General features: G+C 47.5%; 10 protein-coding genes. 7 read left to right on the forward strand and 3 right to left on the reverse strand.

What is annotated here, in order from left to right; genetic code table 11:
* The first annotated feature begins 113 nt into the window (after positions 1–113).
* Positions 114–2,411, forward strand: coding sequence for a DNA topoisomerase 3 (locus tag ABEQ74_RS14005; protein ID WP_430122783.1), 2,298 nt, complete (start codon positions 114–116; stop codon positions 2,409–2,411).
* Between the two features lie 72 nt (positions 2,412–2,483).
* Here ABEQ74_RS14005 and ABEQ74_RS14010 read toward each other — a convergent pair whose 3' ends face one another.
* Both ABEQ74_RS14010 and ABEQ74_RS14015 read right to left on the reverse strand, forming a co-directional pair.
* A complete protein-coding gene (locus ABEQ74_RS14010) occupies positions 2,484–3,221 on the reverse strand; it encodes an HAD family hydrolase (protein WP_430122784.1) in 738 nt (245 codons plus the stop codon).
* Positions 3,222–3,237: 16 nt separating this feature from the next.
* Entirely contained in the window at positions 3,238–4,155 is a 918-nt protein-coding gene (locus tag ABEQ74_RS14015; protein WP_430122785.1) for an ArsR/SmtB family transcription factor, read from the reverse strand.
* A 130-nt stretch (positions 4,156–4,285) separates the two neighbouring features.
* On the opposite strand from ABEQ74_RS14015, the gene ABEQ74_RS14020 reads away from it, so the two are divergent.
* The 6 genes from ABEQ74_RS14020 to ABEQ74_RS14045 all read left to right on the forward strand — a co-directional run bounded on the left by ABEQ74_RS14020 (position 4,286) and on the right by ABEQ74_RS14045 (position 10,420).
* A complete protein-coding gene (locus ABEQ74_RS14020) occupies positions 4,286–5,467 on the forward strand; it encodes an MFS transporter (RefSeq protein WP_430122786.1) in 1,182 nt (393 codons plus the stop codon).
* An 83-nt stretch (positions 5,468–5,550) separates the two neighbouring features.
* Positions 5,551–6,270, forward strand: a complete 720-nt coding sequence (locus tag ABEQ74_RS14025; protein WP_054401959.1) for a phosphonate ABC transporter ATP-binding protein — start codon at positions 5,551–5,553, stop codon at positions 6,268–6,270.
* A gap of 34 nt (positions 6,271–6,304) precedes the next feature.
* On the forward strand, positions 6,305–7,645 hold the full coding sequence (locus ABEQ74_RS14030) for a hypothetical protein (RefSeq protein ID WP_430122787.1): 1,341 nt from the start codon (positions 6,305–6,307) through the stop codon (positions 7,643–7,645).
* A 3-nt stretch (positions 7,646–7,648) separates the two neighbouring features.
* Complete coding sequence (locus ABEQ74_RS14035; protein ID WP_009589197.1) at positions 7,649–8,347, forward strand: response regulator transcription factor; 699 nt, start codon at positions 7,649–7,651, stop codon at positions 8,345–8,347.
* Positions 8,344–9,798, forward strand: coding sequence for a sensor histidine kinase (locus ABEQ74_RS14040; RefSeq protein WP_430122788.1), 1,455 nt, complete (start codon positions 8,344–8,346; stop codon positions 9,796–9,798). Before ABEQ74_RS14035 ends, ABEQ74_RS14040 begins: the two co-directional genes overlap by 4 nt.
* A gap of 88 nt (positions 9,799–9,886) precedes the next feature.
* Positions 9,887–10,420, forward strand: coding sequence for a GNAT family N-acetyltransferase (locus ABEQ74_RS14045; RefSeq protein ID WP_430122789.1), 534 nt, complete (start codon positions 9,887–9,889; stop codon positions 10,418–10,420).
* A 114-nt stretch (positions 10,421–10,534) separates the two neighbouring features.
* Here the strand turns inward: ABEQ74_RS14045 and ABEQ74_RS14050 are convergent, their stop codons facing one another.
* A complete protein-coding gene (locus ABEQ74_RS14050; protein WP_430122790.1) occupies positions 10,535–11,752 on the reverse strand; it encodes a glucose-1-phosphate adenylyltransferase in 1,218 nt (405 codons plus the stop codon).
* Between the last annotated feature and the right edge of the window lie 4 nt (positions 11,753–11,756).

Raw genomic sequence — 11,756 nt, forward strand, 5'->3', positions numbered from 1 at the left:
TCTTCCAAATATGCTATCATAATAGTAGTTTAAAGGACTTCGCGAGAGCGAAGTCCTTTTTGGAGTTAGCCACTTTGCATATGGGGCAGCTCAATCGGGGAGGAGAATGTCACTTGAAAACATTGGTCATTGCCGAAAAGCCGGATATGGGACGGAACATTGCTGCGGTCATTGAGCCGCGGGCCAAGAATAACCGTACATATCTTGAAGGTGAGCAATACATCATAACTTGGGCTATCGGACATCTGGTTGGGTTGGCGGAGCCAGATGCATATGATCCGAAATATAAACGCTGGAATTTAAGGGACTTGCCCATTATTCCAGAACAATTCAAAATCATCCCGAATCCAAAGACCAAAGATCAGCTGAAGGTCATTGGAGAGGTTGCCAAGCGCTGCAGCCATATTGTGAATGCTTGTGACGCAGGAAGAGAAGGGCAATATATCTTTGCTCTCATCCAACAGCAATTAAAACTGAAACAACCTGTAAAAAGATTATGGATTTCCGACTTAACAGCAGAAAGTATTGCGCGAGGCTTCGCTGAGCTTAAGGATGGCGAGGATTTCGAAAATTTGACGCATGCTGCACGTGCTCGCAGCGAAGCTGATTGGCTGATCGGTATGAATGCTTCACGTGCTTTTACAACCCGTCATCAAACGTTATTGTCCGTTGGGCGGGTACAGACGCCGGTTCTGGCTCTGATCTATGACCGGCAGAAGGAGATCGAAGCATTTGAATCGCAGACGTTCTACGATGTCAAGGCAGTGTTCAAACAAGAGCAGCTGGAATATATGGGGACATGGCAAGGGGAGCGATTAACCTCGCAGGAACAGGCAGAGGTTATCGCTTCAAAGATCAAGGGTAAGGATGGTATCATCGCCAAGTACGAAGTGAAAGAAACGAAGGAATACCCCTTTAAATTATATGATCTGACACTTTTACAACGTGAGGCCAACGCCAAGTATGGGTATTCTGCCAAGAAAACGCTGGACCTTGCCCAAGCACTGTATGAGCGCCACAAGGTGATCTCATATCCGCGGACCAACTCCAACTATGTGAACGAACAGAATATCGAGGGCATGCATAAGGCGCTGCATATGCTGAAATCGACTTCGTATGCGGCAAAGGCCGAAGGAGCAGATCCCAGACGGGTGCATATCAACAATAAAGCGGTATGCAATCCTCAGCGGGTTGAGGATCACCATGCGATACTGCCGACACTAAAGCGGCCGGGCACGCTCAGCAAGGAAGAGCAGCATATTTACGATCTGGTGATTCTTCGGTTTCTGTCGCATTTTTACCCTCCGGCGATGTATAAGCAGCATACAGTGCTTACCGAGGTAGAGGGAGAAACGTTCAAAACCGGGATCAAGGAGCTGCTGTCTCTGGGCTGGAAGGTGCTGATCACGCAGGACAAAGAACAGAAGAAGGCCAAGTCTTCCAAGAAAGGGAAAGAGGATGAAGAAGAGGAGAGTCAGGAATGGAATGACCGTTCATTTGACCTCTCTCCCGATAAGTCTGTGCACTGCAAAACCTCGGAAGTGAAAGAGAAGGCAACCCAGCCGCCAAAAAGCTATACAGAAGGTACCTTGCTAAAGGCGATGGAGAGTGCAGGAAAGTCGATCGAGGATGAAGCCCTTCGGGATGCCATGAAAGACAGCGGGCTGGGAACGCCAGCAACACGGGCGGCTACCATCGAGCGCTTGAAAAAGGTCGGCTATATTACAATGCAAGGCAAGAAAATTACGGTAACCCAAAAAGGTAGAACGGCGGTAGAGTTAATCCGGCATGCCGGAGTTGAGCTGCTTGCTTCGCCAGAGATGACTGGCCAATGGGAACGTCGTTTGCACCAAATATCCAAGGGAGAGGCTTCTGCGGACGTATTCATGCAAAACGTGCAGAAATTTACCATTTCGATTATTAACAAGGTTTCTTCGCAGAGACAAGCACCTTCGTCGTTATTCGGTGGAGAAGAGGATAAGCAAAAGGGCAAAGGAAAACGAAGCACCGGAAAAGCAGCCTCTGCTCAAAGCAACAAGGAAGGCCGTACAGAGAAGAGAAGCACCCAAACTGGAGCCAGCACCTCAACCGAAGCACAGCCTCCTTCTGCACGTTCTTCGCTAGGACGCTGTCCAAGACCTGGTTGTGGAGGCCATATTATCGAAGGTCGAAAAGGGTATGGCTGTGCGAATTTCAAATCCGGCTGTCAGTTTGTGATCTGGAAGGAGTTTGCCGGCAAGAATATTTCTCATGCGATGCTGAAATCCTTGCTGACTCAGGGGAAGACGCAGTTATTATCATTTAAACAAGATGATGGCAGCACCAATAAAGGCCGGATAATCCTGCTACCCGAGGGCAATGGAAAGCTTGCCGTTCAAACGGAGGAGAGCGGTGCTGCCTTGAAATCATAACATTGCCCTATAAGATACAAACCGAGCCGAAATGAAGGAAAAGACTCCTGAATCGGCTCGGTTTGTTTGTGGTTAATTGACATGATCATCAATGATTTCTGGCACTTCAGTTAAGGCAGAAACGGTATACAGCACGTTATGCGGCTCTTGTTTGAGTTCTACCAGATTGTATTGCCATTCGCGCTGTTGCTTGATATATATGCTGTTAATCCCAGCAGTGAGGGCTGGGACAACATCGGTACGAAGGGAGTTCCCAATCATCCACGTATCGGAGCGGGAGAAGGATCCATCCTTAAGAATACCCTCTAGGGCTGTGATGTTCTTATGTTGGCGGATGTAAATCCGGTCTTCAAAATATTCCGTCAGCTTCATCTGTTCGATTTTGCGCTTCTGAATTCTCGCTTCGCCTCCCGTATACAGATGAAGGGAATGACCTTCTTCCCGGAGCTGCTCAAGCGTCTCCACCATGCCGGGATAGGCTTCAATCTCTTGGTCATATACGCTAAGACCAAGCTGGAGGAGAAGCTCTTCTTCCTTGCGTGAGCTGTCTCTGCCATGAGTACGAGCAAAGTAATGGTATGTGTCTATCAAGGATTGCGGAAAATTGGCACTTGCGAATCCAAACTTGTTTACGCCCGCTACATCGATTTCCATCTGCTTGGTTCGAACTTCTTCCGTAGTAACGCCATATTGTTGAAACCATTCGGTCATCCATTCAAAATAATCACCGAGGATGAGGTCAAAATATTTATTGCAATGGATTAAAGTGTCGTCCATGTCAAAGATAATCTGCTGTGAAATTTTACTCATGATACGCTCCTTCTTACTATGAAATTCTAATGTAGGTCTCCAGGAACATCTGAAGCTCAGCAGCTCCGTCCGGCCGCATGCTGAATCTCTCGTTATTCTCAGACTTCAGATGGGAGCGGAGCAAACCGGCTGCTCTTAATATCATCAGATGATGCATTAATTCCTCATAAGGCTGATTCAACTCAGCGGCCATTTCAGATACAGCCTTTGGCTCATCCGCAATATATCGCAGCAGCCGCAATCGTTCGGGGTCCGCGAGCGCTTCCGTCATGCGCAGGAGAACAACAGGCGGCTCATCTTCATTTTCTTCCGGTATATCGATCGGATACTGGAGAAGAAGTACATTATCATAGAAGCAATAGGTATTGATCGGGCGAAAATGCGTGCCCGGAAACAACACCACTTTCTCCTGTGGCACATCATCCAGTATGACGCCGCTTGATGCATATTCAATTAAGTTCTCGTCGTCCATTTTTGGGAGAAGCATACGTTTCTCCTCGGCATCTTCTTCCAGCAGCTGGGACAGGTCTTGTTCCACTTTGGAAAAATAGTGCGCATGCCAAAGTTTGAGAAGAGGAGTATAGCTTTCTCGAATGCGTGAGATTTCATCCAGTGTTAGGGACGGTATATGAGGCTGAAGCAGGGTCAGAAGTTCTTCAGCTGGCGATGATTCGATCCAATTCAGAAAATCGGGGATCGCATTATGTTCTTTTCTCAACATAATCAAGGCATAGAGGACGTCGTAATCCGCCAGCGGCCAGGAACGGGCTTTGCTAAGCTGGACTCGCACCTGCTCGGGCAATCGTTCGTCCATCTCCATGATCAGCTGTTTTCCGATGTCTAGGTTATCGGTCCATTTTCTCGTTGCATATATCATGAAGCTGCCCAGCAGCTCGTACACAGTGGATACATCAATGCTAACTTTATATTTCATTACAGGTATACCCTCCTAATTGATGGCATTGTTATTATTATGGCTTGTATCGATTGGGCTTGTCCACTATAATGTTCATCTGGCTAAATAAATTCATCGTTTATTCATATAAGAGGAGGACCATATTTCAGTGACAGAAGATGCAAATCCCCGTCAAGGGAGAACACATTATTTCATACTTATTGCCGTCGTGGTTGCGGCAGGTTTAAGCCAAGGACTGCTGCTCCCGGTGCTGGCCATATTTTTGGAACGGATGGGCATTTCTTCGTCCATGAATGGATTGAACGCAGCGGCTTTATATGTAGGCTCATTTGCTATGACACTTGTCGCGGAGAGGCTTCTTGGCTGGATCGGCTTCAAAAAACTGATCGTATCCGGCTTGGTGCTGGTAATGCTGTCGCTGGTTGCCTTTCCCTTAATCCCGAGCGTGGCAATCTGGTTCGTACTGCGTGTGCTTGTAGGGATTGGGGACAGCGCCCTTCATTATGCAGCCCAGTTATGGGTGCTTATGATGTCTACGTCTCAAAACCGGGGACGCAGCATCTCGCTTTACGGCATGTCTTATGGTCTGGGATTCAGTATAGGGCCGCTAGGCATCCCTTTGCTGCATTATGGAGAGGCTGTCCCGTTTGCGGTGCTGGCCGTGCTGTTTTTGGTGATATTGCTGGTTGTATGGTTCAAACTTCCTAACCTGAAGCCGGAAAAAAGTGAGAGTGGGTCTACCCAGCCGTCTGGCCGTTATCTTACAAGCTATCGGCTGGCTTGGTTTGCCCTGCTCCCTGCTTTTCTCTATGGATATATGGAAGCGGGCATTAACAGCAACTTCCCTGTTTATGGATTGCGAAGCGGATTCACATTGGGGGAAATATCAGCGCTGCTGCCCTTTGTCGGAATCGGGGGACTTCTTCTGCAGCTTCCTCTAGGCATATGGAGTGACAAATTGGGACGCAAACGGGTACTGAGCATTGCCGGAATTGTGGGTGGCAGCTGTTTCTTGCTTGTTCCGGCGGCAGGAACAAATTTCTGGGCAGTTCTGGTATTGCTGACCATAGCCGGTGGTATGGTAGGTTCCTTCTTCTCGCTGGGATTGGCCTACGCGGCAGACATCCTTCCGAGGCTGCTGCTGTCAGCAGCCAACGTCGTAGCTTCCTTTCATTTCAATGCGGGCAGTATCGCAGGACCAAATGTCGGGGGCGCTATTATGGAAACCGGGTGGAACGGGGGCTTTTTCATCCTGCTTGGAGGTTTATATATTCTGTTTGTCAGCACGGGTTTATGGTTCAAAGTCAAAACAGAATCCCAGGGCCGATAGAAACATTTGTTCTCATGGCAATTGCTTTCGCTTTCTTCTAAACTAGAGAGTAGGAATATGCACTTGACGGGAGAGACGATAACATGATTAAAGTGGATCGGCTAAAGAAAACGATGGGTCCTGACCGGATTCCGGTATTAAAGGATATCACGTTCCAGATGGAGCACGGGGAAATGATCGGTCTGATCGGTGCGAGCGGAAGCGGAAAAAGCTTGCTGATGAGCTGCCTGTCGATGCAGCAAAAGTGGGACGGCGGCAAGTTAACGATTGATGGCGAAGATATGATGAATCCCGCGGGCAAACGGAGAATACGCCGAGAGTGGGCCTATCTTGAGCAGAACCCGGCTTTGAATGTAAATCGTACGGCTTTAAAGAATGTATTGGTTGGGCAATCCAGCCAAACGCCCTGGTGGCGGATGGTAACCGGGATGGTCCGATCTGATGATTATATGGGGGCTATGGATACGATTGAACATCTCGGCTTGTTGGACAAGGCCAAACGCAAAGCGAGTGAGTTAAGCGGCGGAGAGAAGCAGCGGATCGCCATTGCCCGTGCGCTCGTTCATGGCGCGAAGGTGATATTGGCTGATGAGCCGGTGACAGGACTTGACCCCGCCTCAGCCGAGAATGTGCTAAAGACGCTTAAAACCTTGTGCGAAGAAGAGCGTTTAACGGTATTTACCGTCATTCCATTAGAGCTTGCCGAGAAATATTGTACCCGCATAATGGGACTTTCCGGTGGACAGCTGGCAGTCGATGTGACCGGAAGACGTTTAACTCATGGCGAGAAGTCAAGACTGTAAATATCGATCACCCGCTGAAGGTGAGTGAATAGAAATGAGTGGATTCTTATTGAAATATAGAATATTACAAGCCCTGTTGTCGGGCTTGTTACTATTTATTATAAGCGGATGCTCCTTTATCCAAGATCCGGTTTCACTAATGAAGAAACCCGATCTGCCGACAGATAAGGCGACGCTCAATGGCGCAATTCAGTCTGCGCTCCAGAAGGAAAATGGGTCCATTATCCGTCCAAGAAGTGACGTGGATAGCAGTTCCATCCGAATTCATGACCTGGATAATGACGGAGTTATGGAGGCTGTCGTATTCTACCAGACGCCCGATGAGGATGTGAAGATCCATGGCATGATCATGCAGCAGCAGGGTGATACTTGGGTGAAGAAGCTCGACTTCGATGGAGAAGGGACGGTGCTGGAGTCGTTTGATTTTGTTGACTTTACGAATGATGGCAGCGTTGAAATTGTAGCAGGTTTCTCGCGCGGAGAAGAGAATCTTCAGAACTTGCTGGCCGTCTATTCATTCTCAGGAGATACGCTGGAAAAAGTTCCTGCGCTGCCCTATACCCACTTTAATATCGGAGACATGAATGGAGACAAGATCAAGGACATTACAGTTGTCTATCTACAGCAGAAAGAGCTATCGTATATCAGCACCTATCAGTACGATAAATTTGAGAATGCCTTCGTAGAGGTAAGCAAGCTGGACTTGGGGCCGAATATTGAAAGTTATTACAATGTTGTCGCAGGTAAAGTAGCTAAAGACAAAGAAGGTATCATCTTGGATGCTTCGGTTGTATCAAACTCTTCTTACTCCAAACTGATCATCATGGAGGATAACAAGTTCATTGACGTGCTTCAGGATGAACTGCTCACTTACAAGGAATTGCCTGTCGAGAGTGAAGATGTCAATGATGACGGGATATTAGAAATCGGTGTTCTTACGAGACCAAGCGGGTGGGAAGATCGACTTATTATTGATGAGATCCCATTCTTTACCACATATTTTCAGTGGGACGGAGAAATACGCGAGAACAACGAAAGAGAAGGGCTTCAATTTGTGCTTCAGAGATACTACGATCTGAAGAATCGCTTCTATTTGGATTTTCCGCCAGAGATGTATAATAAGATTACCATTACTCCGGAATCCAACAAGAATTCCTATCTGAATTTTGTAATGACTGATACGGGAGAATCCGTCGCGGAGATTAAATTCTTCTCATCAGCCCAGTGGGTAAAAGCTGAATCCGATTGGGAAGTGTTGGTGAAGGAGAAGAGCCGCGTCATAGCTTACCGCAGTCATGGCGATCTGAAATTAAGTAAAAAAGATAAAAAGCCAATCAACAATAATGTGGCTCCTATCGAAAGAAAGGGGAACTAGATCTTGAGTAAAGTACTTATATTAGAAGATGAAGAATCCATTCGCAGTTTTATCGTGATCAACCTAAAACGCAATGGTTTTGAGGTTCTGGAGACAGAAAACGGGAACGAGGCGCTTCGATTGCTGCAAACGACCCCGGATATCGATATTGCCTTGCTGGATGTCATGGTTCCAGGCATTGATGGCTTTGAAGTGTGCCGCAGAATTCGGGAGACGAACGAGAGGATTGGCATTATTTTTCTAACAGCCAAAGTCCAGGAACAGGACAAAGTATATGCTCTCTCCGTGGGGGCGGACGACCATGTAAGTAAGCCTTTCAGTCCTACGGAGTTAATCGCAAGGCTGCAGTCCCTTTTGCGCAGAGTGAATGTCCAGCGTGCGGGAGCTGCCAAGGTTTCATTTCAATCGGGGCCGTTTACACTGGACTTGATCTCCAAACAATTCAAGAAGAACGGACAACCTGTTGAGTTGACACCGACTGAATTTTCTCTGGTGCAGTTTTTCCTGGAGAAGGAGAATACGCCGCTTAGTCGTGATGTGCTGCTTGATCATGTATGGGGCAAGGAATATATGGGCGATCCCAAAATCGTGGATGTGAATATTCGGAGACTGCGCCAAAAAATCGAAGGCAATCCTTCCGAGCCGGAATACCTCCAGACGGTATGGGGACACGGCTATAAGTGGAAGGGTCAGGGACAATGATCATCAAAAAAGGCATTCGGCGGCAAATCGTACTGCACTATTTTTTGGTAGTGTTCATCGCTTTGCTGCTAATCGAGGTTATATTTCTAATCGCATTACGAACGTATTATTACGATACGGTTTACAATCATATAACGAATCATTTCCGTACAGCCAATCCTTTCTACGAGCCTTTTCGATTGTCCGCTTCGGAAAATGCCAATCAATTGAGCGAGATGATTCGCCATTTTGAACTGTATAATACCGAACTTCAAATATTGAATCCGGCTGGTCAAGTATTATCAACATCAACCGGATTCGAAATCGAGCAGACGATCAAGACCAGCGATGTGACACAAGCACTTGCAGGGAATTCAAGCCGATGGATTGGCAAGCAGCAGGGCACGGGGCAGATTGTAATGGCAGTCTCTCAGACGCTTTCTAACGGATTTGAAAATACCTACATTCTTCGTTATGTGACCTCTCTTGAGTTTATTAACGAAAAACTCATGAAAATGACGCTGTTTGCCGTTAGTATCGGTGCGGCGGTATTGGCCATCGTGCTTGCGTTCAGCATTGGGCTGGCGAACTCGATCGTGAAGCCGCTGAACAATATTACAACCGTATCGGCCCAAATGGCCAAAGGTAAATTTAATGTCCGTATCAAGGGGGACTATAAATATGAGCTCGGTGAGCTGTCATCCACTCTGAACTATATGGCTCAGGAAATTGTGCGGAGCAATCAAGTGAAGGATGATTTCATCTCGTCCATATCGCACGAGCTGCGAACGCCGCTCACAAGCATCAAAGGCTGGAGCGAAACCTTGGATTCTGGCGGATATGATCCGGAAGAAACCAAGATCGGCATGCAGATCATCTCGAAAGAAACCGATCGGTTAATCGGACTCGTAGAAGAACTGCTGGATTTCTCGAAGCTGCAGCAGAACGAGATGAAGCTTGTAAAAGGCATTGTTAATGTCCGGGAGCTTTTGCAGGAGATCATGCTTAACCTATGGACCAAGGCTGAGAAGAAAGGCGTCCAAATTAAATTGGAATCCGATGAAAAACCTATTATTTATGGGGATGTCAACAGATTGAAGCAGGTATTCCTGAACATTGTCGATAATGCGGTCAAATTCTCGCATGAGAACGGTGTGATTAATTTATCCTTTAAGCTGGAAGGTAAATTTGTTGCTATAACTGTCCAAGATCACGGCATTGGCATATCAGATGAACACCTGCGGCGGGTAAAAGACCGGTTCTTTCAGGTCAATCCACTAAACGGTGGTACGGGCCTGGGTCTTGCGATTACACAGCAGCTGGTAGAGCTTCATGGAGGTACGATGGAGATGCACAGCGAGCTGGGGCATGGAACAGCCGTCATCGTCACGCTGCCGCTGCCAGAGGGCAAGATTCCAATGGCCGGCGGCTTGGAGAGCGGTGAAGATGAGGGCGTAGGGCCGATAGCCTAAGCTTTGCCGGATAACGGCAAAGCTTTCTCTTTTGAAACAATACAAACTCTAAGGGAAGCATTCTTAGGCAAGAGAGGGGAGAGCGGAAGTGAAAGATGCGGCAGCTACGTTTTCGATACCACAGGGAAGATTTGAACTGAGAAAAGCGGGGGCAGAACAGGCGGAGGAGATGTTACATCTTCTTACAGAGGCGGCTGTAGTCATGGAGCAACAGGGTCTCAAACAGTGGCACCCATCCCTCTTTACTTTGGAATTGATGAATCAATACTTGGCAGAGCGTGAAGTGTATATCCTCTGGCATGAAGAGAAGGCCGCAGGCATGTTCACACTTCAATATGGGGATCCTGCCTACTGGGGAGAGCGCGACGACCCCGGGTTTGGATATTTGCACAGATTAACCGTTCGCTTCTCCTATCGAGGCCTTGGGCTTGGAGAGAAGATGCTTTCGTTTACAGAAGCCTATCTGTTATCCAAAGGCGCCAAAGGTTTCCGTTTGGACTGTGTATCTCATTTGCCCACACTAAATGACTATTACCAGCGCCATGGTTTTCAGTTCGTGGCGGAGCAGGATATGGGTGGACGTAAAGTGAATTTATATGAGAAGACGTTTCCTTCACAATAAACATACCGACGGTGCATGCGCTTTGAGACATAACAGTAGGGCATCCATGAGAAAAAAGCGATCCGCTTGCGGATCGCTTTTTGTATATCTAAGCTATGCAATACTACCTCGGATTTAAGAAGAAGAAACATTGGCGCGTAGACGTCCTTTTTCATACACATCCTGCAGCAGTCGGGCAGGCTGGGTACGAACGGTTGGTTTTGGAAGCACCGTCTCGTAAGGTCCTACCACCACGACGTTACCTGGAGTGCCTTTTACAATGGCTCCATCTTTAATAATGGCACCTTCACCAATGATCGCATGTTCAATATGAGATCCTTTGCCGACTTTGGCATTCGGCATAATCACGCTATCCTTCACGATGGAATATTTGCCAATCTCTGCGCCGCAGAAGATGACGGAGTTTTTGGCTTTTCCTTCAAAGGCGCATTGGTCGTGGATCAAGCTGTCCGTATGCTCCGCATGACGGGCTCGTGCAGCTGCAGGTTTCGTCTTCCAGGCACGAGTATACATCGGCCAGTCCGTTCTCTCCAGAACAAGTTCAGTTTGGCTAAGCACATCCATATGGGCTTCCCATAAGCTTTCTACAGTACCCACGTCTCGCCAGTAGCCCTGGAACCGGAACGCGAGCAAAGACTCATCTCCAGACAGCATCTTCGGAATTACATCTTTACCGAAGTCGTGGCTGGAGTTCGGATCAGCAGCATCCTCGATTAAGTGTTGTTTCAAATAGTCCCATCGGAACAAATAAATGCCCATGGAGGCCAGGTTACTTTCAGGCTGCGCCGGTTTCTCTGCAAACTCGGTAATAATCAGATTTTCATCAACGCTCATGACGCCAAAGCGACTGGCATCTTCCCAAGGAACTTCCATTACCGAGATGGTTGCAGCGGCACCTTGCTCCATATGCGCCTCAAGCATTTGGCGATAGTCCATATGATAAATGTGGTCACCGGATAAAATCAACACATGCTCGGGATTTTGGTCATCTATATACTGGATATTTTTATAAATGGCATCGGCTGTACCTAAGTATCCTTCCTGTTCCGTATTGTAGGATGGAAGCAGCGAGATGCCTTCAGATCCTGATCTATGTGTAAATCCCCAGGGTTCACCTTGGCCGATATGTTCGTGTAATGATTTTGCCTCATATTGTGTAAGAACTCCGACGGTATCGATTCCGGAATTCACACAATTGCTGAGAGGAAAATCGATTATACGATAATGGCCGCCAAATGGAACGGCGGGTTTTGCCAGCTTGGACGTGAGCGGGGCTAATCTTTTACCCTCACCACCGGCCAAAAGCATAGCAATACAGTCTTTTTTCTTCATCACG

The sequence above is a fragment of the Paenibacillus solani genome (assembly GCF_050475945.1).
In the GTDB taxonomy this organism is placed as follows: domain Bacteria; phylum Bacillota; class Bacilli; order Paenibacillales; family Paenibacillaceae; genus Paenibacillus_AQ; species Paenibacillus_AQ solani_A.

What these genes read in the sequence shown, in the direction of transcription:
- ABEQ74_RS14010 (WP_430122784.1), bottom strand. Translation starts at nt 3,221, where the DNA reads ATGAGTAAAATTTCACAGCAGATTATCTTTGACATGGACGACACTTTA.
- ABEQ74_RS14015 (WP_430122785.1), bottom strand. Translation starts at nt 4,155, where the DNA reads ATGAAATATAAAGTTAGCATTGATGTATCCACTGTGTACGAGCTGCTG.
- ABEQ74_RS14025 (WP_054401959.1), top strand. Translation starts at nt 5,551, where the DNA reads ATGATTAAAGTGGATCGGCTAAAGAAAACGATGGGTCCTGACCGGATT.
- ABEQ74_RS14030 (WP_430122787.1), top strand. Translation starts at nt 6,305, where the DNA reads ATGAGTGGATTCTTATTGAAATATAGAATATTACAAGCCCTGTTGTCG.
- ABEQ74_RS14040 (WP_430122788.1), top strand. Translation starts at nt 8,344, where the DNA reads ATGATCATCAAAAAAGGCATTCGGCGGCAAATCGTACTGCACTATTTT.
- ABEQ74_RS14050 (WP_430122790.1), bottom strand. Translation starts at nt 11,752, where the DNA reads ATGAAGAAAAAAGACTGTATTGCTATGCTTTTGGCCGGTGGTGAGGGT.